General features: G+C 73.4%; 24 protein-coding genes and 1 pseudogene. 14 read left to right on the forward strand and 11 right to left on the reverse strand.

The genetic code is table 11. The features are described 5' to 3' along the window. Window positions 1-253: 253 nt before the first annotated feature. The 3 genes from nadA to HLB15_RS13495 all read left to right on the forward strand — a co-directional run bounded on the left by nadA (window position 254) and on the right by HLB15_RS13495 (window position 2,683). Entirely contained in the window at window positions 254-1,468 is a 1,215-nt protein-coding gene (nadA, locus tag HLB15_RS13485) for a quinolinate synthase NadA (RefSeq protein WP_229785645.1), read from the forward strand. Between the two features lie 13 nt (window positions 1,469-1,481). Continuing rightward, window positions 1,482-2,066, forward strand: a complete 585-nt coding sequence (locus tag HLB15_RS13490; protein ID WP_171106283.1) for a DJ-1/PfpI family protein — start codon at window positions 1,482-1,484, stop codon at window positions 2,064-2,066. 80 nt (window positions 2,067-2,146) lie between these two features. Next, complete coding sequence (locus HLB15_RS13495; RefSeq protein ID WP_229785644.1) at window positions 2,147-2,683, forward strand: acyl-CoA thioesterase; 537 nt, start codon at window positions 2,147-2,149, stop codon at window positions 2,681-2,683. A 48-nt stretch (window positions 2,684-2,731) separates the two neighbouring features. Here the strand turns inward: HLB15_RS13495 and HLB15_RS13500 are convergent, their stop codons facing one another. After that, complete coding sequence (locus HLB15_RS13500; protein ID WP_171106284.1) at window positions 2,732-4,102, reverse strand: dipeptidase; 1,371 nt, start codon at window positions 4,100-4,102, stop codon at window positions 2,732-2,734. Between the two features lie 188 nt (window positions 4,103-4,290). Between HLB15_RS13500 and HLB15_RS13505 the strand changes: the two are divergent. Beyond that, window positions 4,291-4,716: pseudogene (locus tag HLB15_RS13505) on the forward strand (DUF3043 domain-containing protein); the annotation flags it as partial. A gap of 82 nt (window positions 4,717-4,798) precedes the next feature. Here the strand turns inward: HLB15_RS13505 and HLB15_RS13510 are convergent. Together HLB15_RS13510 and yczE are read right to left on the reverse strand one after the other, a co-directional pair. After that, a complete protein-coding gene (locus HLB15_RS13510) occupies window positions 4,799-5,812 on the reverse strand; it encodes an aldo/keto reductase family protein (RefSeq protein WP_171106285.1) in 1,014 nt (337 codons plus the stop codon). An 81-nt stretch (window positions 5,813-5,893) separates the two neighbouring features. Beyond that, entirely contained in the window at window positions 5,894-6,586 is a 693-nt protein-coding gene (yczE, locus tag HLB15_RS13515) for a membrane protein YczE (RefSeq protein ID WP_171106286.1), read from the reverse strand. Window positions 6,587-6,646: 60 nt separating this feature from the next. On the opposite strand from yczE, the gene yczR reads away from it, so the two are divergent. After that, window positions 6,647-8,206 carry a MocR-like transcription factor YczR gene (yczR, locus tag HLB15_RS13520; RefSeq protein ID WP_171106287.1) on the forward strand — a complete coding sequence of 520 codons (1,560 nt, stop codon included), beginning with the start codon at window positions 6,647-6,649 and terminating at the stop codon, window positions 8,204-8,206. A 21-nt stretch (window positions 8,207-8,227) separates the two neighbouring features. On the opposite strand, the gene HLB15_RS13525 is transcribed toward yczR, so the two are convergent. From HLB15_RS13525 to HLB15_RS13540, 4 genes are read right to left on the reverse strand one after another with little or no spacing between them, the layout of a single operon-like run. Beyond that, window positions 8,228-8,437 (reverse strand): hypothetical protein, encoded by a 210-nt coding sequence (locus HLB15_RS13525; RefSeq protein ID WP_171106288.1) that lies wholly within the window; start codon window positions 8,435-8,437, stop codon window positions 8,228-8,230. Further along, the gene (locus HLB15_RS13530; RefSeq protein WP_171106289.1) at window positions 8,434-9,522 is read right to left on the reverse strand and encodes a quinone-dependent dihydroorotate dehydrogenase; all 1,089 of its coding nucleotides are present in this window, start codon (window positions 9,520-9,522) and stop codon (window positions 8,434-8,436) included. The genes HLB15_RS13525 and HLB15_RS13530 overlap by 4 nt, the downstream gene beginning before the upstream one ends. Next, window positions 9,519-9,998 carry a hypothetical protein gene (locus HLB15_RS13535; protein WP_171106290.1) on the reverse strand — a complete coding sequence of 160 codons (480 nt, stop codon included), beginning with the start codon at window positions 9,996-9,998 and terminating at the stop codon, window positions 9,519-9,521. Before HLB15_RS13535 ends, HLB15_RS13530 begins: the two co-directional genes overlap by 4 nt. After that, on the reverse strand, window positions 9,998-10,357 hold the full coding sequence (locus HLB15_RS13540; RefSeq protein ID WP_171106291.1) for a hypothetical protein: 360 nt from the start codon (window positions 10,355-10,357) through the stop codon (window positions 9,998-10,000). Before HLB15_RS13540 ends, HLB15_RS13535 begins: the two co-directional genes overlap by 1 nt. Window positions 10,358-10,513: 156 nt before the next feature. On the opposite strand from HLB15_RS13540, the gene HLB15_RS13545 reads away from it, so the two are divergent. Continuing rightward, the gene (locus HLB15_RS13545; RefSeq protein WP_171106292.1) at window positions 10,514-12,058 is read left to right on the forward strand and encodes a leucyl aminopeptidase; all 1,545 of its coding nucleotides are present in this window, start codon (window positions 10,514-10,516) and stop codon (window positions 12,056-12,058) included. Between the two features lie 10 nt (window positions 12,059-12,068). Here the strand turns inward: HLB15_RS13545 and HLB15_RS13550 are convergent, their stop codons facing one another. After that, window positions 12,069-12,425, reverse strand: coding sequence for an oxidoreductase (locus HLB15_RS13550; protein WP_171106293.1), 357 nt, complete (start codon window positions 12,423-12,425; stop codon window positions 12,069-12,071). A 216-nt stretch (window positions 12,426-12,641) separates the two neighbouring features. Here HLB15_RS13550 and lpdA point away from each other — a divergent pair, with 216 nt between their 5' ends. From lpdA to HLB15_RS13565, 3 genes are all read left to right on the forward strand, one after another. After that, entirely contained in the window at window positions 12,642-14,060 is a 1,419-nt protein-coding gene (gene lpdA, locus HLB15_RS13555) for a dihydrolipoyl dehydrogenase (protein ID WP_171106294.1), read from the forward strand. A gap of 29 nt (window positions 14,061-14,089) precedes the next feature. Continuing rightward, window positions 14,090-15,940, forward strand: a complete 1,851-nt coding sequence (gene sucB, locus HLB15_RS13560; RefSeq protein WP_171106295.1) for a 2-oxoglutarate dehydrogenase, E2 component, dihydrolipoamide succinyltransferase — start codon at window positions 14,090-14,092, stop codon at window positions 15,938-15,940. A 105-nt stretch (window positions 15,941-16,045) separates the two neighbouring features. Further along, window positions 16,046-17,044, forward strand: a complete 999-nt coding sequence (locus tag HLB15_RS13565; RefSeq protein WP_171106296.1) for a TIGR01777 family oxidoreductase — start codon at window positions 16,046-16,048, stop codon at window positions 17,042-17,044. Here the strand turns inward: HLB15_RS13565 and HLB15_RS13570 are convergent. Further along, window positions 17,028-18,500, reverse strand: a complete 1,473-nt coding sequence (locus HLB15_RS13570) for a serine/threonine-protein kinase (protein ID WP_171106297.1) — start codon at window positions 18,498-18,500, stop codon at window positions 17,028-17,030. The genes HLB15_RS13565 and HLB15_RS13570 overlap by 17 nt on opposite strands. Window positions 18,501-18,653: 153 nt before the next feature. Next, window positions 18,654-19,742: a Gfo/Idh/MocA family oxidoreductase gene (locus HLB15_RS13575; protein WP_373291116.1), complete on the reverse strand. Its 1,089-nt coding sequence runs from the start codon at window positions 19,740-19,742 to the stop codon at window positions 18,654-18,656. A gap of 177 nt (window positions 19,743-19,919) precedes the next feature. Between HLB15_RS13575 and HLB15_RS13580 the strand changes: the two genes are divergently transcribed. From HLB15_RS13580 to glnA, 5 genes are all read left to right on the forward strand, one after another. After that, entirely contained in the window at window positions 19,920-20,636 is a 717-nt protein-coding gene (locus HLB15_RS13580) for an HNH endonuclease family protein (protein WP_171106299.1), read from the forward strand. 32 nt (window positions 20,637-20,668) lie between these two features. Further along, complete coding sequence (gene lipB / locus HLB15_RS13585) at window positions 20,669-21,379, forward strand: lipoyl(octanoyl) transferase LipB (protein WP_171106300.1); 711 nt, start codon at window positions 20,669-20,671, stop codon at window positions 21,377-21,379. Between the two features lie 91 nt (window positions 21,380-21,470). Then, the gene (gene lipA / locus HLB15_RS13590) at window positions 21,471-22,472 is read left to right on the forward strand and encodes a lipoyl synthase (RefSeq protein ID WP_171106301.1); all 1,002 of its coding nucleotides are present in this window, start codon (window positions 21,471-21,473) and stop codon (window positions 22,470-22,472) included. 42 nt (window positions 22,473-22,514) lie between these two features. Further along, window positions 22,515-23,252, forward strand: coding sequence for a DUF4191 domain-containing protein (locus tag HLB15_RS13595; protein WP_171106302.1), 738 nt, complete (start codon window positions 22,515-22,517; stop codon window positions 23,250-23,252). 364 nt (window positions 23,253-23,616) lie between these two features. Beyond that, entirely contained in the window at window positions 23,617-25,041 is a 1,425-nt protein-coding gene (gene glnA, locus HLB15_RS13600; RefSeq protein WP_171106303.1) for a type I glutamate--ammonia ligase, read from the forward strand. 119 nt (window positions 25,042-25,160) lie between these two features. Here glnA and HLB15_RS24830 read toward each other — a convergent pair whose 3' ends face one another. After that, window positions 25,161-25,583, reverse strand: coding sequence for an HIT family protein (locus HLB15_RS24830; protein ID WP_229785642.1), 423 nt, complete (start codon window positions 25,581-25,583; stop codon window positions 25,161-25,163). Between the last annotated feature and the right edge of the window lie 472 nt (window positions 25,584-26,055).

Raw genomic sequence — 26,055 nt, forward strand, 5'->3', positions numbered from 1 at the left:
GGGAGCGGCGGCACGGCACCGGCCCCCGGGACGATCACGGCGCGCGCCTCGGTGCCGGTGTGCGGCGCCGCGGCGCGCCACGCGGCGGCGAGCCGCTCGGCGTCGGGCAGGGTCTCGGCAAGCAGCAGCACGTGCACGACAGGCATCGTGGCACGTCGCCCGCGCACCCCACCAGCCCGGCACCACCGTCCGCCGCGGCGCTCGTCCACAGTCGTGAGACCGGCCTGCCGAGGCGCGACCCCCGCGTGTCATGATGGTCGTCGTGAGCACCCTGCTGGCTGATCCCACCGGCTTCTCCGAGCCGGCCCCGTCCCCGCTGCTCCTGCTCGGCCAGGGCCGTGACCTGGCCTCCGAGCGCGGCGTGGAGTGTCCGGGCGACCTGCCCGCCCCGAGCGACCCCGACCTCGTCGACCGGGCCCGCGCCGCGCGCGCCGCGCTGGGCGAGCGGGCGTTCGTCCTCGGCCACCACTACCAGCGGGACGAGGTCATCGACTTCGCCGACGTCACGGGCGACTCCTTCAAGCTCGCGCGCGAGGCGGCCGCCCGCCCCGAGGCGGAGTACATCCTCTTCTGCGGCGTGCACTTCATGGCCGAGAGCGCCGACATCCTCACGTCCGACCGGCAGCAGGTCGTGCTGCCGGACCTGGCGGCAGGCTGCTCGATGGCGGACATGGCGGCCATCGGCCAGGTCGAGGAGGCCTGGGCCGTGCTGCAGGACGTGGGCATCGCGGACGCGACGATCCCCGTCACCTACATGAACTCGTCGGCGGCCATCAAGGCGTTCACGGGCCGCCACGGCGGCACGGTCTGCACCTCGTCGAACGCCGAGGTCGCGCTCCGCTGGGCGTTCGAGCAGGTGGGGGGCGTCGACGGCACCGGAAAGGTGCTCTTCCTGCCCGACCAGCACCTGGGCCGCAACACCGCCGTCCTGGAGCTCGGGATGTCGCTCGACGAGTGCGTGGTCTTCGACCCGCGCAAGCCGAACGGCGGGCTGACCGACCAGGAGCTGCGCGACGCGCGGATGATCCTGTGGCGCGGCCACTGCTCGGTGCACGGGCGCTTCTCGGCGCAGAACGTCACCGACATCCGCGCGGCGGTGCCCGACGTCACCGTCATGGTCCACCCGGAGTGCCGGCACGAGGTCGTGACCTCGGCCGACCTCGTGGGCTCGACGGAGTACATCATCAAGCAGCTCGACGCCGCGGAGCCCGGCTCGTCCTGGGCGATCGGTACGGAGCTCAACCTGGTGCGCCGCCTCGCCAAGGCCCACCCCGACAAGCACGTGCACTACCTCGACTCGACGGTGTGCTTCTGCTCGACCATGAACCGCATCGACCTGCCGCACCTCGTCTGGGCGATGGAGTCGCTGGTCGAGGGTCGGGTGGTCAACCGGATCGTCGTGGACGACGACGACGCCCACTGGGCCCGCGTCGCGCTCGACCAGATGCTGGCGCTGCCGGGGATCTGATCCGGACACCGACATGAGCGGCAACGGCGGGCTGCGCATCGGGATCTTCGTCTTCGACGGGGCGGAGGAGCTCGACGTGGTCGGGCCGTTCGAGGTGTTCGCCGAGTGGGCCTCGCACTCCCAGCTCCGGCCCACGGTGAGCACGTTCTCCTGGGACGGCTCGGGCGTGCGGCTCGCCAAGGGCCTGCGCGTCCTGCCCGCGCACGGCGCGGACGACGTCGGGCCGCTGCACGTGCTCGTCTACCCGGGCGGGCTGGGCACGCGCACGCTGCTGTCGGCGCCCGGCCACCTCGAGTGGCTGCGCCAGATCCGGAAGCAGACGCCGATCCTGGCGAGCGTGTGCACCGGGGCGCTGCCGCTGGCGGCCGCCGGCCTGCTGGCCGGTCGCCCCGCCACGACGCACCACCACCACTACGACGAGCTCGCCGAGCTGGACCCGAGCATCCTCGTGGACACCGAGGCCCGCTACGTCGACGACGGGGACGTGGTCACCTCGGCGGGCGTGGCCGCCGGGATCGACATGGCGCTGCACCTCGTCGAGCGGCTCGAGACGCCCGACGTCGCCCGGACGGTGCGGGCGGAGATCCAGGCCGGCTGAGCGCGCGGGGCCGTCGCGCACGCGACCGGTACCTGATACCGGTATCTGATACCCGGAGTCGCCGGTATAACCTTCGACCCATGGCTCGCATGCTCCAGCTCACCTGGTCCGGACTGTTCCCGCGCAAGGCCCGCCCCGGGCAGACCCTGCTCGACCCGTCGGTCACCCGGATGCGCGTCGGGCTCCTCGACATCGACTCCTACCTGCACGTCAACAACGGCACGTACCTGCAGATGATGGACGTGGCCCGGAACAACCAGATCGCGGACCTCGGGCTGTTCCCGGTGGCCCGGCAGAAGGGCTGGGCGCCGGTGGTCGCGGCGTCGACCATGAAGTACCGCCGGTCCCTGCAGCCGTTCGACCGGTTCGAGATCACCACCCGGATCCTCGGCTGGGACGAGCGCGTCTTCTACATGGAGCAGGTGTTCACGCGCGGCGACGCGCTGTACGCGCGCGGCTGGGTGGCCAGCCGCTTCCTGGACCGCAAGGGCAACCGGATCTCCCCGTACGACGTCGTGCGCGACGCCCTCGGCGAGGACCTGGCCTCCCCGGAGCTGCCCGCCGACGTCGCGGCGTGGGCCCGGGCGGTCGATGTCTCGCCCCGTCCCGTCTCCTGAGCCGTCCGCCCTGGACGGAGCCCGGGCCGGGCCCCGTCCAGGAGGACGTCAGACGCCCCGCGCGACCTCGGCCAGCAGCAGCGCCTCGGCGAGCACGACCTTCTGCAGCTCACCCAGGTGCACGGACTCGTTCGCGCCGTGGGCGCGCGAGTCCGGGTCCTCGACGCCGGTGACGAGGATCGCCGCCGAGGGGAACACCTCCAGCAGGTCCGCGATGAACGGGATCGACCCGCCCACGCCGACGTCGACCGGCGGCGTGCCCCACGCCTCGGTGAACGCCGCGCGCGCCGCCCGCATCGCCGCCGTGTCGCCCGGCGCGAGGAACGGCTTGCCCTGCTCGCCGGACCGCCACGTCACCTGCGCGCCGAACGGCGCGTGCTTCGCGACGTGCGCCGCGAGGGCCGCGTCGGCCGCCGCCGGGTCCTGCCCGGGCGCCAGGCGCAGCGAGATCTTCGCCGTGCAGCGCGGCGCGATCGTGTTGGACGCCTCGGCCACCGAGGTCACGTCCATGCCGATCACCGAGAGCGCGGGCCTGGACCACAGACGCCCGGACAGCGTCCCCGTCCCGACGACCTGGGCGCCGTCGAGCAGCGAGGAGTCGGCGCGGAACTCCGCCTCCGCGTAGTCGACCTCCGGCTCCGGCGCCGAGACGAGGCCCTCGATCGCGACGTCGCCCGCCTCGTCGTGGAACGTCGCCACGAGCCGCGACATCAGGGTGACGGCGTCGAGCACCGCGCCCCCGAACATGCCCGAGTGGACGGCGTGGCCCAGCACGCGCAGCTCGACCTCGCCGTCGACGAGGCCGCGCAGGGACGTCGTGAGCGCGGGGACGCCGACCTTCCAGTTGGTCGAGTCGGCCACGACGATGACGTCGGCGGCCAGCAGGTCGCGGTAGGTCTCCAGGAACGCACGGAACGACGGCGACCCCGACTCCTCCTCGCCCTCGAGGAACACGGTGACGCCGACCTCCAGGTCGGTGCCGAGGGCACGCAGGGCGCCGAGGTGGGCCGCGATGCCCGCCTTGTCGTCCGCGGCGCCGCGCCCGTAGAGGCGCTCACCCACCTGCGTGGGCTCGAACGGGTCGGTGTCCCACGTCGCCGGGTCCCCCGGCGGCTGCACGTCGTGGTGCGCGTAGAGCAGCACGGTGGGCGCGCCCTCGGGCGCGGGGCGGCGGGCGACGACGGCGGGCGCCCCCGGGCTGCCGTCCGGCCGCGGCGCGGACAGGATCTGGACGTCGGGCAGGCCGGCGTCGCGCAGCAGACCGGCCGTGGCCTCCGCGCTCGCGGCGACGTGCGTCTGGTCGAAGGCGGCGGCCGAGACGCTCGGGATGCGCACGAGCGCCTCGAGGTCGGCCTGCAGGGCGGGGAAGAGCTCGGCGACGCGTGCGCGCAGCGCCTCTGTGGTGGTGTCGGTGGTCACCGACCCACGGTAACCGCTGACCGACCGGGCGACGGAGGCCGCAGCGGGGCACCTCCGCGAGCGACTAGGCTGTGGCTGTGTTCTCCCGCAGCAAGACCTCGACATCGGACGGCGTGACCCCCGTGGGCGAGACACCGGACGAGGTGACGCCGACGCCCGGCACGCCGTCGGACGGTACGACCGGTGGCGTGTCCGGCAAGGGTCGCCCCACGCCGAAGCGCAGCGTCGCGCAGGCCGCCAACAAGCGCCCCCTCGTCCCGGACGACCGCAAGGCCGCCCGCAAGGCGGCACGCGAGAAGGCGCGCATCGACCGGGAGCGTACCTACCAGGCCATGCAGACGGGCGACGAGCGCTACATGCCCGCCAAGGACAAGGGACCGGTGCGCCGGTACGTGCGCGACTACGTGGACGCGCGCTGGAACCTCGGCGAGTTCTTCCTGCCCGTCGCGTTCGTCTTCCTGTTCGCGACGTTCTTCACGCAGCGCTATCCCGAGCTCAGCATCCTCGTCATGCTCGGCCTCTACGGGTTCCTGCTCCTGACGATCGTCGACGTGTGGCTGCTGTGGCGGTCCCTCAAGAAGCGCCTGGTCGCCAAGTTCGGCGAGCTGCCGCGCGGGCTCGTGATGTACACGGTCACGCGCGCCTACCAGCTGCGGCGCTCGCGCCTGCCGCGGCGTGCCGATCAGCAGGCGCCGATCACACCGGGCGGGTCTTCGGCATGCCCTCGAGCGTCTTGCCCGCGTCACGCACGACGACGTCGCCGAGCACGTCGTCGATCTTCTGCAGGAGCTCGGCCGGGATGGTCACGCCCGACGCCTTGACGTTCTCCGCGACCTGCTCGGGCCGCGAGGCGCCGACGAGCGCCGCCGCCACGTTGTCGTTCTGCAGCACCCACGCGACGGCGAGCTGCGCCATGGACAGGCCCAGCTCCTCGGCGACCGGCTTGAGGTTCTGCACGGCCGTGAGCACCGCGTCGTCCATGAAGCGGCTGATGGTCTGCGCGCCGCCCTTCTCGTCGGTGGCACGCGAGCCGGCGGGGGCCGGCTGACCGGGCAGGTACTTGCCCGACAGGACGCCCTGCGCCATCGGCGACCAGACGATCTGCGAGACGCCGACCTCCTTCGAGGCGGGCACGACCTCGTCCTCGATGACGCGCCACAGCATCGAGTACTGCGGCTGCGACGAGATGAGCTGGAAGCCGAGCTCCTTGGCGAGCGCGGCACCGGCGCGGATCTGGTCCGCGGTCCACTCGGAGACGCCGATGTAGAGGGCCTTGCCCTGGCGGACGATGTCGGCGAACGCCTGCATCGTCTCCTCGAGCGGGGTCTCGACGTCGTAGCGGTGGGCCTGGTAGAGGTCCACGTAGTCGGTGCCGAGGCGCCTCAGCGACCCGTTGATCGACTCCATCACGTGCTTGCGCGACAGGCCGACGTCGTTCGGGCCCTTGGGACCGGTGGGCCAGTAGACCTTGGTGAAGATCTCGAGCGACTCGCGACGCTCGCCCTTGAGGGCGTCGCCGAGCACCTGCTCCGCCGCGGTGTTCGCGTAGGCGTCCGCGGTGTCGAACGTGGTGATGCCGGCGTCGAGCGCGGCACGCACGCACGCCGTCGCGACGTCGTTCTCCACCTGGGACGCGTGGGTGAGCCAGTTTCCGTAGGTGATCTCGGAGATCTTGAGACCACTGTTGCCGAGGTACCGGTAGTTGACCATGTCAGCACCCTATGTCACGTTCTCGAATCGAATCGACCCTCGGGACGGACTGATCCCGGTCGGGCGGGGCCCAAGCCCGCGTCAGCGACCGGCCGTGAGGCCCGACGGCGCGAGCCACCGCGCGGACAGCTGCACGACCGGCCCGACGCCGAACGCGAAGACGACGGTCGCCCACCCGAACGTGCCGCCCAGCAGCACGCCGACCACCACCACGCTGACCTCGATCGCCGTCTTGACCAGCCAGACCGGCCACCCGGTGACCTGCACGAGCCCCGTCATCAGCCCGTCGCGCGGGCCGGGGCCCAGGCGGGCGCCCACGTACGCCGACGTGCTCACGCCGAGCAGCACGATCCCGCCGAGGGCCAGCCCGATCCCCGCGACGAGGCCCGGGTCCGGCACGAGCCGCCCGAGCACCCACAGGGCGGGGTCGATCACCAGGCTGATCACCACGATGTTCGCGACCGTGCCGACACCCGGCCGCTGGCGCAGCGGGATCCAGGCGAGCATCACGAGCAGGCCCACCCCGAGCACCACCCACCCGTACGCCAGGCCCGTGCGGTCCACGATGCCCTGGTCGAGCACGGCCCACGGCATCGCGCCCTGACCCGAGTGCAGCATGAGCGCCGTCGCCACGCCGAAGCCGACGAGGCCCAGCGCGAGCTGGACGACGCGGCGGGTCCACGACATCCCCACCGGCGCCCGCACCACGGGGGCCGCGGCCGCCGCCCCGTGCTCGGTGCGGTCAGGGGCGGGGCGGCCGGCGGTCGTCGTCATGGCCCCATCCTGCGCCGCATTGGCCTTGTCATCCATGGCCAATGCGGTGAGAGTGGCCACATGTCCACCACGACGCCCTCCTCGACGTCCTCGGTGCCGACCGTGCTGCGCCAGCTCTCCCCCGCCTCGACCGCCCGCCTGCTCGGCGCGTGGCACGCGAGCGGCCCCGCGTACGTGGCGCTGGCCGACGCGCTGCGCTCCGCCGTCCTGTCCGGCACCCTCGCGCCGCACACCCGGCTGCCCAGCGAGCGCGAGCTCGCCACGGCGCTCCGGGTCTCGCGCACCACGACGTCGGGCGCGTACGCTCGGCTGCGCGACCTCGGCTTCGCGGTGAGCAGGGTCGGCTCCGGCACGGTGACCACCCTGCCGCGGACGCCGGCCTCCCCCGGTCCGGGCCGCCCCACGGGGGGCGACGCGCCCGTGGCGGACGACGCCCTCCGGAGCGGGCTCGCGGGCGCCCCGCGCACCGGCACGAGCGCGGGCACGGCGATCACCGGCATCCAGGCCGGCGACCACCTCGACCTCTGGCAGGCGACGCCGCCCGCGCCGCCCGAGCTCCACGACGCGTTCGTCCGCGCGCTCGAGGGCCTGCCCGCCTACCTCGACTCCGGCGGCTACGAGCCGTACGGGCTCACGCCGCTGCGGGAGGCGATCGCGGCGCGGTACCGGGAGCGCGGGGTGCCCACCAGCACCGACGAGATCCTCGTGACCACCGGCGCGCAGCAGGCGATCGCGCTCCTCGCCCGCACCCACCTGCACCCCGGCGACCGGGCGGTGGTGGAGACACCCACCTACTTCCACGCCATGGAGGCCATGCGCGAGGCCGGGGGCCGCCTCGTCGGCGTGCCCACGGGACCGCTCGACGTCGACCAGCTCGCCTCCGCGGTGCACCGCACCCGGCCACGGCTGGTCTATCTCGTGCCCGACCACCAGAACCCCACGGGGTCCGTCCTGTCGGCCGCCGAGCGCGCCGCCGTCCGCGAGATCGCCGGGCGGCACGGCGTCACGGTCGTGGGCGACGAGACCCTGGTCGAGCTGGCCCTCCCGGACGACCCGTCCCACGACGTCACTCCCCCGCCGTTCGCCGGGGACGGCACCTCCCCGCACGTCGTGTCGGTCGGCTCCGCCTCGAAGGTGTTCTGGGGCGGGCTGCGGGTCGGCTGGATCCGGGCGCACCCCCAGGTCGTGGCGCACCTCGCGCGGGCACGCCAGTCCGCCGACATCGCGACGGCGGTGCTCGACCAGCTCGCCGTCGCCGAGCTGCTGCGCCGCCGCGCCGAGGTGCTGCCCGGGCGGCGCGCCCTGCTGCGCGAGCGGCGCGACGTGCTGGTGGCCCACCTGCGGGACACGTTCGACTGGGACGTGCCGGTGCCGCCGGGCGGGCTGTTCTGCTGGGTCGACCTGCGCAGGCCCCTGGCTCAGGCGTTCGCCGCCGCCGCGGCCGCGGAGGGTGCCCGGGTGGCGGCCGGCCCGCTGTTCACCCCCGACGGCACCGGGGCGGACTCGCGCGTGCGGCTCACGTTCACGCGTTCGCCCGCCGAGCTCGCCGACGCCGTGCCGCGGCTGGCCCGCGCCTGGGACCGGGTGACGAGGGGCGCCTCTGGCAGGCCGGGACGATGACCGCGAGGGCGGCCGGTGCCCTCAGGGGACCCGCAGCTCCACGGCGGGGGTGGCCTGCGTGCCGTCGTGCAGGAGCCGCGCCCGGACCGCGCCCACCCCGGCGAGCTCGCGCCAGTGCTCGCCGAGCCACTGCTCGGCGTCGTACTGCGCGGTGAAGACGGGCGTCACGGGCGCCTCCAGGCGACGCCCCTCGGCGTCGTCCAGGGCCCACTCCCACTGCGGACGGATCACTCGTACCTCCCACTTGCCGTCGAGCCCGCCGAGCGGGTCAGCGCACGGTTGATGTCCGACGCCCAGAACGGTCCCTCGTACACGAACGACGTGTAGCCCTGGGTCAGGTCGGCTCCGGCGCGCAGGTACGCGCGGACGTCGTCGGCCCGGGTGATGCCGCCGACGCCGATGATGACAGGGCCGGTGCCCAGCCGCTCGCGCAGGCGGGCGACGACCTCGAGGCCGCGGCCCAGCAGGGGCGGGCCCGACAGCCCGCCGGGGCCCCGGTCGTGGCCGATCGTCGTGTTGACCGCGACCACGCCGTCGAGGCCGAGCTCGAGCACGAGGTCGGCGACGGCGTCCACGTCCTCGTCCGCGAGGTCGGGGGCGATCTTGACCAGCAGCGGCACGCGGCGGCTGCCGGCCGTGCCCGCCGCCGTCGCCTCGTCCGCCGCGACGCGGACCGCCTCCAGGATCGGGCGCAGCGACTCGGTGGCCTGGAGGTCGCGCAGGCCCGGGGTGTTCGGGGAGGACACGTTGACCACGAGGTAGTCCGCCCAGGGCGCCAGGAGGCGCGCCGACGTCGCGTAGTCCGCGGGCGCGTCCTGCGGCGGCGTGACCTTCGACTTGCCGATGTTGGCGCCCACGACGATCGCGCGGCCCGCCGCGGTGGAGCGCAGCGCGCGCAGCCGCTCGGCGGCTGCCGCGGCGCCCTCGTTGTTGAAGCCCATCCGGTTGCGGACGCCGCGCACGTCGAGCTCGCGCCACATGCGCGGCTTCTCGTTGCCGGGCTGCGGGTGCGCCGTCACGGTGCCGATCTCGACGAACCCGAAGCCGAGCATCGTCAGGCCGCGCACGGCGCGCGCGTTCTTGTCGAAGCCGCCCGCCAGGCCGAACGGCGCGGGCACGACCCGGCCGAACACCCGGACGCTGCCGGGCCCGCCGGCGCGCTGCCCGAGGTACGGGGCGAGGGCGCCCTGCACGACGTCGCGCAGCACCGGCACGGTGCCGGCCCGCTCGATGAGCGAGAACGCGAGCTCGTGCGCGCGCTCCGGGTCCATGCGGCGGAAGACGCCCTGGAACAGCAGCGAGTACGCCCGGCTCATGCGGTCCTCTCCTCGTCGGTGTGCTCTGCCGTGCCCTCGCCCGCGCCTGCCGCTGCGCGCGTCCCCGTGCGCCGCAGCCACCACAGGCCCACGAACGGCAGCACCAGCGGCACGTAGCCGTAGCCCTCGCCGAACCCGGACCACACGGTCGACTCGCCGAAGACGCCGGGGTCGGCCAGCGACAGCGCACCGACCGTCACGACACCGACGGCCTCGAGCCCGACCGTCACCCAGGCGACCGTCCGCCACCGGGAGCTGCCGATCGCGAGCGCGAACGTCGCCACGACGTAGACGACGGCGGCGAGGGTCGACAGCGAGTAGGCGACGGGCGCCTCGTGGAACTTGACGACCAGCTCGTACGACGAGCGGCCGATGGCGGCGAACGCCAGCACGCCGTAGACGGTCACGAGCACGCGGCCGAAACCGCGCCCGGTGCGTCGGCGGGCCGGCCGGCCGGGCCGGGTGGTCTCCTGCATCACGCTCCTGTCCAGATCTGCCACATGCGCCACTCGAGGAAGGCGACCGTGAGGGAGGCCACGAGCAGCACCACGGAGCTCCACCGGGTCCGCTCGGCGAACGCCCAGGCGGCCGCGACCGGCAGGATCACCAGGGTGGTGGCGTAATAGCCCCAGAACAGGAGCGGGTCGCCGGCACCGGAGCCGGTGGCGCCGAGCACGATCGCCACGACGCCCTGCACCAGGATCAGCGCCTCGATCACGGCGCCGCCCCAGAGCTGGTTCAGGATCACCGCGCGGTCGCGGGCCACGAACCAGCCGGCCCACCCGGCGAGGACCACGCACAGCGCGACCACGAGGAGCAGGAGGGCGAGGATCACGTCCTGCAGACTACCGGGCGCCGACCGCGGTGCGGCAATCGGAACGGACGTGACCTGCGCCTCTGTCGGGGCCGACCGTCCGCCGGGCCTCTCGCCGGGCGGGCCTCCGGGCCGTGCCCGGCTCGGGTGTCAGGCTCGGGGGCTACGATCGGCCCCGTGACCGACGTGACCCTCTCCAGCAAGAATCCCACCGCCGTGAAGGCCGAAGCGCTCGTGGTGGCGACCGCCCAGACGTCGGACGGCGTAGCCGTCGTGTCCGACCAGCTCCCCACCGACCTGCTCACGCAGATCGAGTCGCTCGCGCCGCACCTCGGCGTCACGGGAGCCCGCGACGAGGTGCGCAAGATCCCCGCCGGACCGCAGCTCGCCGCCGAGGTGCTGGTGCTGACCGGCCTGGGCGAGCGCGCGCAGGACGGCACCTTCACCGCGGAGACGCTGCGGCGCGCGGCCGGTGCCGCCACGCGCGAGCTGGCCGGCCTGGCCTCCGCCGCCATCGCCCTGCCCGCCTCGGACGACGACGAGATCACCGCCGTCACCGAGGGCGCGCTGCTCGGGGCGTACACCTTCACGCGGTACCGCGGCGCGGCGGGCAGGAGCGGGGCGGGCAAGGGCGCGGCGGGCAAGGACGCGGCGAAGAGCAAGGACGGCGGCAAGGCCCCCGTCGCCTCGATCGAGGTCCTCACGCCGCTGCACAAGAACGCCAAGGCCAAGGTCGCCGCCGAGCGCGCCCAGGTCCTCGCCGACGCCGTGCACGCGGCGCGCGACCTGGTCAACACGGCGCCGAACGAGCTCTACCCCGCCACGTTCGCCGACGCCGCGAAGGCCGCGGTCAAGGACGTGAAGCACGTCAAGGTCACCGTGCTGGACGACAAGCAGCTCGCCGCGGGCGGCTACGGCGGCCTCACCGCCGTCGGCCAGGGCTCGTCGCGCGGGCCGCGCCTCGTCAAGGTCGCCTACACGCCGGCCAAGCCGGACGCGAAGGTCGCGCTCGTCGGCAAGGGCATCACCTTCGACACGGGCGGCATCTCGATCAAGCCCGCCGCGGGCATGGAGGCCATGAAGTCCGACATGGCCGGTGCCGCCGCGGTGCTGTCCGCCGTGGTCGCGGCCGCGAGGCTGGCCCTGCCCGTCGCGGTGACGGGCTACCTCTGCCTCGCCGAGAACATGCCGGGCGGCAACGCGCAGCGGCCGGCCGACGTCATCACCATCTACGGCGGCCAGACCGTCGAGGTGCTGAACACGGACGCCGAGGGCCGCCTCGTCATGGCCGACGGCCTCGTGTCCGCCGTCGAGGACGGCCACGACGTGGTGCTCGACATCGCCACGCTCACGGGCGCCCAGATGGTGGCGCTCGGCAACCGCACCTCCGCCGTCATGGGCACGGACGAGGTCCGCGACGAGGTCAAGGCCGCCGCCGACGCGTCGGGCGAGCTGTTCTGGCCGATGCCGCTGCCGGAGGAGCTGAAGTCGAACATCAAGTCCAAGGTGGCCGACGTCGCGAACTCCGGCCCGCGCTGGGGCGGCATGCTCAACGCCGGGCTGTTCCTGCAGACGTTCGTGGGCGACCACCCGTGGGCGCACCTCGACATCGCGGGTCCGGCGTTCAACGAGGGCGGCGGGCACGACTACACGCCGACGGGCGGCACGGGTGTCGGCGTGCGCACCCTGCTCGCGTTCCTCGAGGGTCGCGCGGCGCGCTGACCCGGGCGAGCTACTTGCGGGCGCGCCGCTGGGCGCTGTTCCAGTCCCGCATCCGCTGGGGGTAGCCGGTGAACCGCACGTTGTACACCGGCACCCCCAGCTGGTTCGCGAGGTCGAAGGCGGTGCGCTCGTCGGGCACCCGGCGGCGCGTCCACTCCCCCGTGCTCGCGACGAGCAGGATCGTGCTCGGGATGTCCGTGGTGGGCGGCTCGACGTAGGCCTCCACGCCGACCCGGGAGCTGATGAACTCGCCCAGGTGCGTCAGGGTCGCGCGGCGCGCGTCACCACCGCCGGAGCGCGGGGCGCCACCGGCCGAGGATCGCCGCTGGAAGAAACGCGCGAGCGAGCTGAGGGACTGGCGAGGCATGGGTCGAGAGTACTCGCGAGATCCGCACCGGCCTAGGCAACCGGAGCGCACACCCAGGGAAAGCCACACACCTGTCACAGAATGTCGCCACGGTCACACCGTCCGCGCGCCCTCCACGATTGGGGACAAGCCCGCTGAGGTGTCAAGATGGCATGCGGTGCTCACGATCCTGCACATGGTCCGGCACCGCCACCGTCGTCAACGAGGAGCCACCACGTGCCTACGCCTGACAACCCGGGAACGTTCGACGTCGTCGTGCTCGGAGGGGGCAGCGGAGGCTATGCGGCCGCGCTGCGCGCCGCACAGCTGGGCCTGAGCGTCGCGCTGGTGGAGCAGGACAAGCTCGGCGGCACCTGCCTGCACGTGGGCTGCGTGCCCACCAAGGCGCTCCTGCACGCGGCCGAGGTCGCCGACGCCGCGGCGCACGGCGCCCAGTTCGGCGTCCGGACCTCGCTGGACGGCATCGACATGCCGGGCGTGCTGGCCTACAAGGACTCGGTGGTCGCGGGCCTGTACAAGGGCCTGCAGGGCCTCATCGCGTCGCGCAAGATCACCGTCGTCCAGGGCCACGGCACGCTCGCGGCGCCCGGCACGATCGAGGTCACGGCCGACGGCGGCACCACCACGCGCGTCACCGGCACCCACGTCGTGCTCGCGACCGGCTCGTACGCCCGCTCGCTGCCCGGCCTGGAGCTCGGCGGCCGCGTCATCACCTCGGACCAGGCGCTCACGCTGGACACCGTGCCGAGGTCCGTCGTCGTGCTCGGCGGCGGCGTGATCGGCGTGGAGTTCGCGAGCGTCTGGAAGTCCTTCGGCGCCGACGTGCAGGTCGTCGAGGCCCTCGACCACCTCGTGCCGAACGAGGACGTGGCGCTGTCCAAGGCGCTCGAGCGCGCGTTCCGCAAGCGGGGCGTCAAGTTCTCCCTGGGCGACCGGTTCGCCCAGGTCAAGCAGTCCGACGACGGGGTGCAGGTGCAGCTCGAGTCGGGCGCGACCTTCGACGCCGACCTGCTGCTCGTGGCCGTCGGCCGCGGCCCTCGCACCGCCGACCTGGGGTACGAGGCCGCCGGCGTGCGGCTCGACCGCGGCTTCGTGCTGACGGACGAGCAGCTGCGCACCGGCGTGACCACCCCGGCGGGCGGCCAGGTCTGGGCGGTCGGCGACATCGTGCCCGGCCTCCAGCTCGCGCACCGCGGGTTCGCGCAGGGCATCTTCGTCGCGGAGCAGATCGCCGGCCTGTCGCCCGCCCCGATCGACGAGGCGGCGATCCCGCGCGTGACCTACTGCGAGCCGGAGGTGGCGTCGGTCGGCGTCACCGAGGCCCGGGCCGCCGAGCTGTACGGCCCCGACCAGGTGGAGACCGTCGAGTACAACCTCGCGGGCAACGGCAAGAGCAAGATCCTGGGTACCCAGGGCTTCGCCAAGCTGGTGCGCCGCAAGGACGGGCCCGTGGTCGGCATGCACCTGATCGGCTCGCGCGTGGGCGAGCTGATCGGCGAGGGCCAGCTCATCGTGGGCTGGGAGGCGTTCCCGGAGGACGTCGCCTCGCTCGTCCACGCACACCCCACCCAGAACGAGGCACTCGGAGAGGCACACATGGCACTGGCCGGCAAGCCTCTGCACGCCCACAACTGACCATAACGACAAAGGAGACCCTGTAGGTCATGTCTGAGAACGTGCAGCTGCCGGCCCTCGGCGAATCCGTCACCGAGGGCACTGTCACCCGCTGGCTCAAGGCTGTCGGCGACGAGGTCGCCGTCGACGAGCCGCTGCTCGAGGTGTCCACCGACAAGGTCGACACCGAGATCCCCTCGCCGGTCGCCGGCGTGCTCGAGCAGATCCTCGTCCAGGAGGACGACACCGTGGAGGTCGGCGCCACCCTCGCCGTCATCGGCGACGGCTCCGGCTCGGGCGACGCCCCCGCCGCTCCGGCCGAGGAGCCCGCCCAGGCCGAGGCCGAGGCGCCCGCCGAGCAGAAGCCCGCGGAGGGGCCCGCCGCCGAGCAGGCACCCGCTGCCCCGGCCGAGGCGCCCGCTCCCGCGCAGGAGTCCGCCCCCGCCGAGGCCCCCGCTGCCGGTGGCGGGGACGCCACCGAGGTCCCGCTGCCCGCGCTGGGCGAGTCGGTCACCGAGGGCACCGTGACGCGCTGGCTCAAGGAGGTCGGTGACGACGTCGCCGTCGACGAGCCGCTGCTCGAGGTCTCGACCGACAAGGTCGACACCGAGATCCCCTCGCCGGTCGCCGGCACGCTCCAGAAGATCCTGGTCCAGGAGGACGAGACCGTCGAGGTCGGCGCCGTCCTGGCGCTCGTCGGCTCCGGCGCCTCCGCGCCCGCCGCCGAGCCGACCCCCGCCGCACCGGACCCGGCCGCCGACTCCCCCGAGCCGACGCCGCAGACCCCGGCCCAGGAGGCACCGGCCGAGCAGGCTCCGGCCCAGGAGGCACCTGCTCAGGAGGCTCCCGCCCAGGAGGCTCCGGCACAGGAGGCTCCCGCCCAGGAGGCGCCCGCGGCCCCGGCCCAGCCCGCCCCCGCGCAGCAGGCTCCCGCCGCCGCGTCGCCGGGCCGCACCATCGGCTCGTACCTCACGCCGCTCGTGCGCAAGCTCGCCGCCGAGAAGGGCGTCGACGTCTCGGAGATCCAGGGCACCGGTGTCGGCGGGCGCATCCGCAAGGAGGACGTGCTCGCGGCCGCCGAGGCCAAGGCCGCACCGGCGCCCGCTGCCGCACCGGCCGCCGCAGCCCCCGCCGCGCCGTCCGCGCCGGCGGCCCCGACCAAGCTCGAGGTCTCGCCGCTGCGCGGCACCACGGAGAAGATGTCGCGCCTGCGCAAGATCGTCGCCGAGCGGATGCTCGAGGCGGTGCAGACGCAGGCCCAGCTGACCACGGTCATGGAGGTCGACGTCACGCGCGTCGCCCAGCTCCGGGCCAAGGCCAAGGAGTCCTTCGCCGCCCGCGAGGGCGCCAAGCTGACGTTCCTGCCGTTCTTCACGCTGGCCGCGGTCGAGGCGCTCAAGGCGTACCCGAAGATCAACGCCACGATCGACACCGAGAAGGGCGAGATCACCTACCACGGCTCGGAGAACGTCGGGATCGCCGTCGACACCGAGCGCGGCCTCGTGGTCCCGGTCATCAAGAACGCCGGCGACCTGAACCTGGCGGGCATCGCGCGCCAGATCCAGGACCTCGGCGCGCGGACCCGGGCCAACAAGGTGACGCCGGACGAGCTGTCGGGCGGCACCTTCAACATCACGAACACCGGGTCGGGCGGGTCGCTCATCGACACCCCGATCGTGCCGCTGGGCCACGCCGCGATCCTCGGCACGGGCACGATCACCAAGCGCCCGGTCGTCGTGACGGACCAGGACGGCAACGAGAGCATCGCGGTGCGCTCGATGGCGTACATCTTCCTGTCCTACGACCACCGTCTGGTCGACGGCGCGGACGCCGCCCGCTTCCTCACCGCGATCAAGAACCGCATCGAGGAGGGCGCGTTCGAGGCCGAGGTCGGCCTCTGACGGCCACCCCGTCCGCCCGCGGGTCCCTGACCTGACGGGCAGCGCTCACAGCGGCCGGTCCCGTGCGCGGGGCCGGCCGCTGTCGTGCGCGCTAGATTCACCGGTATGAACACCGGCACGAACACCGGCAGAGAGGTCGTGGTCGCCGGCTCGCACGGGCTGATCGGGGCCGCGCTCGTCGCGGACCTCGTCGCCCGCGGCGACCGGGTGCGAAGGCTGGTGCGCCGGGGCACCGCGCAGGGGGGCACAGCGCAGACGAGCACCACGCAGGGGGGCACAGACCCGGCGTCCTCCGGCCGCGTCCGCGACCTCACGTGGGACCCACGGACCGGCGAGCTGGACCCCGCGGCGCTCGAGGGGGCCGACGCCGTCGTCAACCTCGCGGGCGCGGGCATCGGCGACCACCGGTGGACCGCCGCCTACAAGCAGACCCTGCTCGGTTCACGCACCACCACGACGAGCCTGCTCGCACGCACCGTCGCGCGCCTGGACGCACGGCCCGTGCTCGTCAACGCGTCGGCGGTCGGCGCCTACGGCGACCGTGGTGACGAGGTGCTCACCGAGACGTCCGGACGGGGCGACGACTTCCTCGCCGGCCTGGTCAGGGCCTGGGAGGACGCGACGGCACCGGCCGCGGAGGCCGGGGCACGCGTGGTGTGGCTGCGCACGGGGCTCGTCCTGGCGCCCTCCGGCGGGGCGCTCGGCCGGCTGCTGCCGCTCCTGCGCCTCGGCCTCGGCGGGCCGCTCGGCACCGGGCGGCAGTGGTGGAGCTGGATCACCCTGCCGGACCAGGTGGCCGCCGTCCGCCACGTCATCGGGGCGGACGTCCGTGGGCCGGTGAACGCCGTCGCGCCGGAGCCCACCACGAACCGCGACCTCACGCGCGCGCTCGCGCACGCCCTGCGCCGCCCGGCCGTGCTGGCGGTGCCGCGGGTCGCGCTGCGGGTCGCGGTCGGTCAGCTCGCCGACGACCTCGTCGCCTCGCAGCGCGTGCTGCCAGGCGTGCTGGACCGCACCGGGTTCGCCTGGGCCCACGCGACGCCGCAGGACGCCGCCGACTGGGTCGCCGCCGGGACCGGCGCGGACGTCAGCGCACCTCGCTGACGCGCCACCCGCCCGGCGTCCAGACGAGCACGAGCTCCGCGGTCTCCTGCGAGGCGGGCACCGCCGTCTCGCCGTCGCGCGACACCTGCAGGTGCGCCGAGATCGTGTACTCGATCCGGACGACCGCCTGCACCGGCTCCTTCGAGCCGGCCTCCGCCTCCGGCGTCGCGTCGCCCTCGGAGGTGCGGGTCAGCGACGCCGGCTCCACGTCCTGCAGGGCGTCCGCGGCGCCGGGGCCGACCGTGACGAGCTCGGTCCGCAGCACCTCGGCGGAGGCGCCGACCACCTGGGCGCCGGCCTTCTTCAGCTCCTCCATGGTCTTCGCGTCCGCCTGGTAGGCCGGCGAGCCCTCGACGTTGATCGTCTTCGGGTCCGAGACCGCGCCCGCGAGCAGCGCGAGGCGGCGCTCGGTGAGCTCGATCGCCGCGCCCGCCGGGTCCTTGGCGTTGGCGACCGGGCTGATCCCGCCGCCCCAGCGCGGGGTCGCCGCGGCGGGCGACGGCTCCGCCGCCGCGACGGCGGTCCCGTCACCCCCGAACACCTGCGGCAGCGCCATGACACCCGCGGTGATCCCCGCGACGACGCCCGCCGCGATCATGCCGGTGGCGACGAGCGTGACCGGCGTCGTCCGCGGCTCGGGGCGGCCGCTCACCGCCGCCGCGCCGGACCGGCCGCGCAGCGGCATCCGCGCGCGGCGCCGTGCCGTGGCCGCCCAGGCCCGGCCGTCCACCGCGGCGAACGAACCGGTGAGCGTCCGCGCCGCCGAGCGCCAGGCCGACGACGGCGTCTGCGCGCCGAGCGGCACGTGCCCGGCGACCGGGACCGGCCCGCTGATCGCCGCCGACACCAGAGAGGATCCGTGGGGAAGACGGACCGGCTCCGGCGGGACGGCGTCGTGCACCAGGGCGGCGAGGGTTCCCGGCTCGGGACGGTCGCGCGGGTCCTCGGCGCGGGCTCGCGCCAGCACGGAGCGCAGCGCCTCGTCGGCCTTGGCGTGCATGCTCGGACCGGGGAAGCCGAGCACCGACTCGATCAGCGTGGCCAGCGACGTCACGTCGACCGGGTCGTCGCTGTGCTCCGGCAGCGTCACGCGGGGGCGCAGCACGGCGCTGCCGTCGGAGCGCAGCAGCACGTCCGTGGGACGCACGCCGCCGTGCACCAGCCCGACGCCGTGCAGGGCGGCGAGCGCCTGGGCGACCGCGACGGTCACGCCGGAGGCCTCGGCGGGGGTCAGCGGGCCTCGGGAACCGACGGCGGTGGGCAGGTCGACGGCGCCCGTGCGCGACAGCCGGACGTCGAGGTTGTCCGGCCCGTTCGGCGAGATGGCGATGAGCGGCACCAGGTGGGGGTGGTCCAGTGTCGCGAGTGTGTCCAGTCGGCGCACCAGGTGGGCGCGCGCCGCGGCGTCCGAGGGGACGGCTACGCGGACCAGTTCCGCAGATTCGATGTAGTGCACCCGATCATCAGAACTCCGGGCCGGGGATACCGCCCTTTATCCGTAGGATTTGCCGAATCGCTCACGGTGTGGGTCAACTGACCGAATGCCTTGACCGTGCCTTGGGCGTGCGGTATGCGCGCAGGTGACGCACCTGACGGACCGGTGGGCCCGTCAGACCTCGACCAGCCGCCCCTCGCGCGCGGAGAGCCGGGCGGCGTCGAGCACCTCGGCCGTGCGCACGGCGTCGGCCGGGTCCACGGGCACCTCCGCCTCGCCCGCGAGCCAGTCGGCGACGGCGGTGTAGAAGTCCTCGTGCCCGCCGGGCGGCTGCGGCACGGGCGTGCGCTCCCTGCCGCGCACCAGCCACCCGTGCGTCCCCTCGGGCTGGTCGGCGTCGAGCACGTCGTACGGCGAGGCGTCGCCCTCGAAGGAGTGGACGAGGTAGGCGCCGCGGTCCCCCAGCACGCGGGTGCGCGGGCCGGGCGCGCCCACGAGGGAGCCCGCCCACAGCCGCGACACCACGCCCTTGGCGGGCGGCTCGGCGCCGAACAGCACGTCGGCACCGGTGACGCGGTCCTGCCCCGCGGCCGGGTCGGCGCCCGGCACGGCGTGGTGCAGCACGAGGAAGACGTCGTCCTCCGTCGGCGTGGACAGGCTGCGCGTCTCGGCGTACACCGCGACGACGGGGCCGAAGAGCCGCGTCGCCGAGTCGACCAGGTGCGGACCGAGGTCGAGCAGGAGCCCGCCGCCCACGACGTCGTTCTCCTTCCACCGCTGCTGCGGCGTCGGCCGCCAGCGCTCCCATCGCCGCTCGAACGTGTGCACCGTGCCCAGCTCGCCCCGCCGCAGCAGCGCCTCGAGCGTGAGCTGCTCGGTGTCCCACCGCCGGTTGTGGAACACGGTGAACGGCGTGCCCGCCGACGCCGCGGTGCTGACCACGCGCCGCGCCTCGGCCGCCGTCGTCCCGATGGGCTTGTCCAGGACGAACGGGGTGCCGGCCCGGGAGACGGCCGCGGCGTGCTCCGCGTGCAGGCCGGACGGGCTCGCGACGACCACGAGGTCGTAGAGCCCGGGCTCGGTCAGCATCGCGGGCAGGTCGTGGAACAGGCGGGCGCCGGGCCAGTCGCCCGCCGCCTGGACGCGGCGGCCGGGGTCGCGCGCCACGACCGCCGTCACCGTCATCCCCGCGGCCCGTGCCAGGCGGGCGTGGATCTGCCTGCCCGCACCCCCGTAGCCGACGATCCCGATGCGAAGTGCCATGGGCCCCATGGTGCCCCGCCGCGCGCGGCCACGCGAGGCGCGTCCACGCCCGGCCGGATCGCGCGACCGGGAGCGGTGGTGAACAGCCGAAACACAACTCTGGCACACTGGCGCGCGCAGTCTGTTTCATACTTTTTCAGCATTTGTCCGCCAACCCGTGACAGGAAAGAGGGGCCCGTGTCCTCGACCACCACCAGCACGTCCAGCCGGCACCGCAAGACACTGCAGCTCGTGCTCGTCGTCGTCGCCGCGCTCGTGCTCGTCGGGAACTTCGTGCTCAAGTCGCTGGGCGACGACGTCGCACCCGCCGAGGGCGCGGAGGGCAGCGCCCTCGCGACGCTCGAGACGCTGACCGTCCAGGACGCCGCGGACGACGCCGGCTACGACCGCGAGTCCGACTTCGGGACAGCATGGCAGGACGTCGACGACAACGGGTGCGACACGCGCAACGACATGCTGCAGCGGGACCTCGAGGACTTCGAGCTGAGCGCGGGCGACACGTGCCAGGTCGCGTCGGGCACGCTGGACGACCCGTACACGGGTGCGACGATCGAGTTCGAGCGCGGCCCGCGGTCCGGCGACGTGCAGATCGACCACGTCGTGGCCCTGAAGAACGCCTGGATCACGGGCGCGGCGGACTGGGACAAGGACAAGCGCGTGCAGATCGCCAACGACCCGCTCAACCTCGTCGCCTCCGACGGCCCCGCGAACATGGGCAAGGGCGCGAAGGACGCCGCGCAGTGGCTGCCGGACAACCAGGCCTACCGCTGCGAGTACGTCGCGCGGCAGATCGCGGTCAAGGCCAAGTACGGTCTGTGGGTCACCCCGGCCGAGCGTGACGCCATGACGGACGTCCTGACGACCTGCCCGTCGGAGCCGCTGCCGGCGTCGTGACGCGCGCGGCGGACGGGCTTAGGGTGGCCGGCATGGACATCCGCCACCTCACGGGTCATGTCGACTACCACGAGGGCTGGGACCTGCAGCGCCGCACCCACGAGGCGGTCCGCGCGCAGGAGCAGGACGACACGCTCTTCCTCCTCGAGCACCGGTCCGTGTACACCGCCGGCGCCCGCACCCACCGCGACGAGTTCCCCACCGACGGCACGGAGGTCGTCAAGGTGGACCGCGGCGGCAAGATCACGTGGCACGGGCCGGGGCAGGTCGTCGCCTACCCGATCGTCCGGCTCGCCAGGCCGTTCGACGTCGTGGAGTACGTCCGCACCCTCGAGCAGGCCGTCATGGACGTGTGCGCACGGCTCGGGGTCGCCACGATGCGTGTGGAGGGCCGGTCCGGCGTCTGGGTCGCGGCGGACTCCCCCGCCGTGCCGCAGCCGCGGCGCGAGCGCAAGGTGTGCGCCATCGGCGCGCGCGTCGCCAAGGGCGTGACGATGCACGGCCTGGCCCTCAACTGCGACGCCGACCTCACCGCGTTCGACCACATCGTGCCGTGCGGGATCGACGACGCCGACGTCACGTCGCTGAGCGCCGAGCTCGGCCGGCAGGTCACCGTCGAGGAGGTCAGGCCGCTGCTCGTCGAGGCGCTCCTCGACCGGCTCGGCCCGCTCCTCGCGCGCACCCACGAGGAGCCCGCGACGACGACGGACGAGCCCGCGGCCGCCGTCGGCGCGTCCGCGTGACGAACGCCACTGGTCGCACCCCGGACGACCGCTGGCCGTCGGGCGACCGCGCAATAGGCTGGGCGAACCCGCTGACCTGGGAGGGACCCGCGTGACCATCGCACCTGAAGGCCGACGCATGCTGCGCATCGAAGCGCGTAACTCGGCCACGCCCATCGAGAAGAAGCCCGAGTGGATCAAGACCCGGGCCGTGATGGGGCCCGAGTACCGCGACATGAAATCGCTCGTCAAGGGCGAGGGCCTGCACACGGTGTGCGAGGAGGCGGGCTGTCCCAACATCTTCGAGTGCTGGGAGGACCGCGAGGCGACGTTCCTCATCGGCGGCGACCAGTGCACGCGGCGCTGCGACTTCTGCCAGATCGACACGGGCAAGCCCGCCGAGTTCGACGCTGACGAGCCGCGCCGCGTCGCGGAGTCGGTGCGCACCATGGGGCTGAAGTACTCGACCGTCACGGGCGTGGCCCGCGACGACCTGGCCGACGGCGGCGCCTGGCTCTACGCCGAGACGGTGCGCCAGATCCACGCGCTCAACCCCGGCACCGGCGTCGAGCTGCTCATCCCCGACTTCAACGCGATCCCCGAGCTGCTCGACGTCGTCAACGAGTCGCGCCCCGAGGTGCTCGCGCACAACGTCGAGACCGTGCCGCGCATCTTCAAGCAGATCCGTCCGGCGTTCCGCTACGACCGCTCGCTGTCGGTCATCACGCGCGCCCGCGACGCCGGCCTCGTCACCAAGTCCAACCTCATCCTGGGCATGGGCGAGACCATCGACGAGGTCAAGCAGGCGCTGCAGGACCTGCACGACGCGGGCTGCGACATCATCACCATCACCCAGTACCTGCGCCCGTCGCTGCGCCACCACCCGGTGGACCGCTGGGTGCGGCCCGAGGAGTTCGTGGAGCTGTCGCAGGCGGCCGAGGAGATCGGCTTCCTCGGCGTCATGGCCGGGCCGCTGGTCCGCTCGTCGTACCGCGCGGGCCGGCTGTGGGGCCAGGCCATGACGAAGCACGGTCGGCAGATCCCGGAGGCGCTCTCGCACCTCGCGCAGCCGACCACGTCCCGTCAGGAGGCGGCGAGCCTGCTGGCCCGCTGACGCGACGCTCCCACCGCGCGCGGACCACTAGAATCGATGACCATGGCCCGAACCTCGTCCGGCGGCGACGCGCGCAACGACGCGCCCGCCGCCAAGCAGAAGAAGCCCAAGAAGCGCCGCTGGTACCACCAGCTGTGGGACGTCTACCAGATGACCCGCAAGCAGAACCCGCTCGTCACCTGGTGGATGCTCGCCGCGTTCGTCGGCGTCGTGGCGGTGGCGCTGCTGATCGGCGTGCTGACGGGTCCCTGGATCTACGCCCTGGTCATCGGTGTGCCGTTCGCGGTGCTCGCCGCGATGTTCATCCTGTCCCGCTCGGCCGAGAAGGCCGCGTACACGCAGATCGCCGGCCAGCCGGGTGCCGCCCGGGCGGCGCTGGGCACCGTGCGCGGCGGCTGGACCTTCGAGGACGAGCCCGTCGCGGTCGACGCCCGCAACCAGGACTTCGTGTTCCGCGGTGTGGGGCGGGCCGGCGTCGTGCTGGTCTCCGAGGGCCCCGCGCACCGCGTCGGCCGGCTCCTGGAGCAGGAGCGCAAGAAGGTCAGCCGCATCCTGTCCAACGTCCCGGTCACCGTGATCCAGTGCGGCGACGGCGAGGGCCAGGTGCCGCTGACGAAGCTCGCGCGCACCGTGACCCGGCTCAAGTCGACCCTCACCCGCGCCGAGGTGACCGAGGTCAGCAAGCGGCTCAAGGCGATCGGCGGCGTCAAGCTGCCGATCCCGAAGGGCATCGACCCGACCCGCGCCCGCCCGGACCGCAAGGGCATGCGCGGCCGCTGACCGGCCCGTGACCAGGGGCGTCCTCCTCGCGAGGGCGCCCCTGACCCATGTCGGGGCCGGGGGCACCGTCCGTCCCACGGACGCCGCCTGTCTCGTCCGATGGACGGACGCGGCCCGGTCGGCCAGGGTGAGTTCTGGCAGGCTGTGCCTCGCCGCAGAGCCCTCGACCTGCGCATCTGTCCTGAGTTACACGGTCGAGAGACCTGAGAAACACAACGGCAACAATCAGTAACCAGAGAGAAACCCCCTGCCCATAGGTTCGTGGCGATCCGCGAGCGATCGTTCCCGGCTCGTCCGGGCGCACGGTCCGACGGACTCCCCTGGATCTATCGAGCTGGACCTATCGAGCGAGCAAGGAGCGCAGATGTTCAAGAACGCCGAGGAGGCGATCGCCTTCACCCGTAACGAGGGGGTGGAGTTCGTCGACGTCCGGTTCATCGACCTGCCGGGCGTCACGCAGCACTTCAACATCCCGGTCGAGCAGTTCGACGAGGACGCCTTCAGCGACGGCCTCATGTTCGACGGCTCGTCCATCCGCGGGTTCCAGGCGATCCACGAGTCCGACATGAAGCTCGTGCCGGACGTCACGACGGCGTTCATCGACCCGTTCCGCAAGGCCAAGACGCTGATCGTCAACTTCTCGATCGTCGACCCCTTCACGGGTGACGCCTACGCCCGCGACCCGCGCAACATCGCGGCCAAGGCCGAGGCGTACCTGAGGTCGACCGGCATCGCCGACACCGTCTTCTTCGGTCCCGAGGCCGAGTTCTACATCTTCGACGACGTGCGCTTCAAGACCGCGTCGAACGAGGGCTTCTACGCCATCGACTCCGTCGAGGCCGCGTGGAACACCGGCCGCGAGGAGGAGGGCGGCAACCTCGGCTACAAGACCCGGTACAAGGGCGGCTACTTCCCCACCTCGCCGAGCGACCGCTTCGCGGACCTGCGCGACGACATGGTCAAGGTCCTCGGCCAGGTCGGCCTCTCCGTCGAGCGCGCGCACCACGAGGTGGGCACCGCCGGCCAGCAGGAGATCAACTACAAGTTCAACACCCTGCTGCACGCCGCCGACGACCTGATGAAGTTCAAGTACGTCATCAAGAACGTCGCCTTCGAGGCCGGCAAGTCGGCCACGTTCATGCCGAAGCCGATCTTCGGTGACAACGGCTCGGGCATGCACTCGCACCAGTCGCTCTGGAAGAACGGCGAGCCGCTGTTCTACGACGAGAAGGGCTACGGCGGCCTGTCCGACCTCGCCCGCTGGTACATCGGCGGCATCCTCAAGCACGCGCCGTCGCTGCTGGCCTTCACGAACCCGTCGGTGAACTCCTACCACCGCCTGGTGCCGGGCTTCGAGGCCCCCGTGAACCTGGTCTACTCGGCCCGCAACCGCTCGGCGTCGATCCGCATCCCGATCACGGGCTCCTCGCCGAAGGCCAAGCGCATCGAGTTCCGCGCGCCGGACCCGTCGTCGAACCCGTACCTGGCGTTCTCGGCCATGCTCATGGCCGGCCTGGACGGCATCAAGAACCGCATCGAGCCGCCGGCCCCGGTGGACAAGGACCTGTACGAGCTGCCCCCGGAGGAGCACGCACAGATCGCCCAGGTGCCGACGTCGCTCGACGGCGTGCTCAACGCGCTCGAGGCCGACCACGAGTACCTGACCGCCGGTGACGTGTTCACCGAGGACCTGATCGAGACCTGGATCGCGTACAAGCGCGAGAACGAGATCGACCCGATCCGCCTGCGGCCGCACCCGCACGAGTTCGAGCTCTACTACGACATCTGACAGCCGGTCCCCCGTGACCTGCTGAGATGCGCCGAAACGGCGGCTGACCCGCACTTCGTCTCGCGACGTGGGTGCGGCGTCGGCCGCCGTTTCGCGTTGCCGACGCGCCGGGGCGCCGCTCAGGTCCCCGCGCCGCGGAGGCGCTCACCCAGCGACCGGATCGCCTCCGGGTCGCCCGGCGTCGGGGTCCACATGCCCTGGACACCGTCGTCCACGTACCGCGGCAGCACGTGCAGGTGCACGTGGAACACCGTCTGCCCGGCGACCGGCCGCGTGGCGTGGACGAGGTTCACGCCGTCGGCGCCGAGCACGTCCGTGACCCGGCGCGCGATCCGCTGCGCCGTCCGGGCGGACGCCGCGAGGTCGTCCGGTGGCACGTCGAGGAGGTCCGTCGCGTGCGCCTTCGGGATCACCAGCAGGTGCCCCGGCGTGGCCGGCGCGATGTTCATGAAGGCGAGCGTCCGGTCGTCCTCGTGCACGACGGTACTCGGTGCCGCGCCCGCGACGATCTGGCAGAAGATGCAGTCCTGTGATGCCGGCACGGTCGAACGGTACCGGCCTGGCCGCCACCGTCCGGCACATACGGCCCGCCCGCCCCGCCGAGTGCAGACTTCCTCACCCCGTGGAGCGGGCCGGCCGCGACAAACTCTGCAGCCGGCGGCAGGTGGGGGGGTCGGTCGGCGCTCGGGCCCGGCTGGTGCCGACCGCGTCCGGTCGCCTTCGAGCCCGACGTTTCTCGACTTTGACCGGCTCGAAAGCCGAGAAACGTCGGGCTCGAAGGCAAGGAGCGGTGGCCGAGGTCGGAGTCGGCGAAGGCCCGTCCCTGACGGCCGACGGTCCCGACGTCGCTCCCCTTCGAAACGCGGGAACCGCCAGGCGAGTGCAGACCTCATCACCCCGTGGAGCGGACAGGCCGCGACAAACTCTGCAGTCCGCGAGGGGGCGACTGGCCGCGGGGCGGCGGCCGGGCGCGGGGAGCCCGGCGCGGACGCGTCGGCGGGGGCGTCGACCGGC

The organism is Promicromonospora citrea (genome assembly GCF_013004695.1).
GTDB lineage: Bacteria > Actinomycetota > Actinomycetes > Actinomycetales > Cellulomonadaceae > Promicromonospora > Promicromonospora citrea.

What these genes read in the sequence shown, in the direction of transcription:
- lipB (WP_171106300.1), top strand. Translation starts at nt 20,669, where the DNA reads ATGGACATCCGCCACCTCACGGGTCATGTCGACTACCACGAGGGCTGG.
- yczR (WP_171106287.1), top strand. Translation starts at nt 6,647, where the DNA reads ATGTCCACCACGACGCCCTCCTCGACGTCCTCGGTGCCGACCGTGCTG.
- HLB15_RS13495 (WP_229785644.1), top strand. Translation starts at nt 2,147, where the DNA reads ATGGCTCGCATGCTCCAGCTCACCTGGTCCGGACTGTTCCCGCGCAAG.
- HLB15_RS13550 (WP_171106293.1), bottom strand. Translation starts at nt 12,425, where the DNA reads ATGCCTCGCCAGTCCCTCAGCTCGCTCGCGCGTTTCTTCCAGCGGCGA.
- sucB (WP_171106295.1), top strand. Translation starts at nt 14,090, where the DNA reads ATGTCTGAGAACGTGCAGCTGCCGGCCCTCGGCGAATCCGTCACCGAG.
- HLB15_RS13595 (WP_171106302.1), top strand. Translation starts at nt 22,515, where the DNA reads ATGGCCCGAACCTCGTCCGGCGGCGACGCGCGCAACGACGCGCCCGCC.
- yczE (WP_171106286.1), bottom strand. Translation starts at nt 6,586, where the DNA reads ATGACGACGACCGCCGGCCGCCCCGCCCCTGACCGCACCGAGCACGGG.
- HLB15_RS13530 (WP_171106289.1), bottom strand. Translation starts at nt 9,522, where the DNA reads ATGAGCCGGGCGTACTCGCTGCTGTTCCAGGGCGTCTTCCGCCGCATG.
- nadA (WP_229785645.1), top strand. Translation starts at nt 254, where the DNA reads ATGGTCGTCGTGAGCACCCTGCTGGCTGATCCCACCGGCTTCTCCGAG.
- HLB15_RS13490 (WP_171106283.1), top strand. Translation starts at nt 1,482, where the DNA reads ATGAGCGGCAACGGCGGGCTGCGCATCGGGATCTTCGTCTTCGACGGG.
- HLB15_RS13510 (WP_171106285.1), bottom strand. Translation starts at nt 5,812, where the DNA reads ATGGTCAACTACCGGTACCTCGGCAACAGTGGTCTCAAGATCTCCGAG.
- HLB15_RS13565 (WP_171106296.1), top strand. Translation starts at nt 16,046, where the DNA reads ATGAACACCGGCACGAACACCGGCAGAGAGGTCGTGGTCGCCGGCTCG.
- HLB15_RS13535 (WP_171106290.1), bottom strand. Translation starts at nt 9,998, where the DNA reads ATGCAGGAGACCACCCGGCCCGGCCGGCCGGCCCGCCGACGCACCGGG.
- glnA (WP_171106303.1), top strand. Translation starts at nt 23,617, where the DNA reads ATGTTCAAGAACGCCGAGGAGGCGATCGCCTTCACCCGTAACGAGGGG.
- HLB15_RS13575 (WP_373291116.1), bottom strand. Translation starts at nt 19,742, where the DNA reads ATGGCACTTCGCATCGGGATCGTCGGCTACGGGGGTGCGGGCAGGCAG.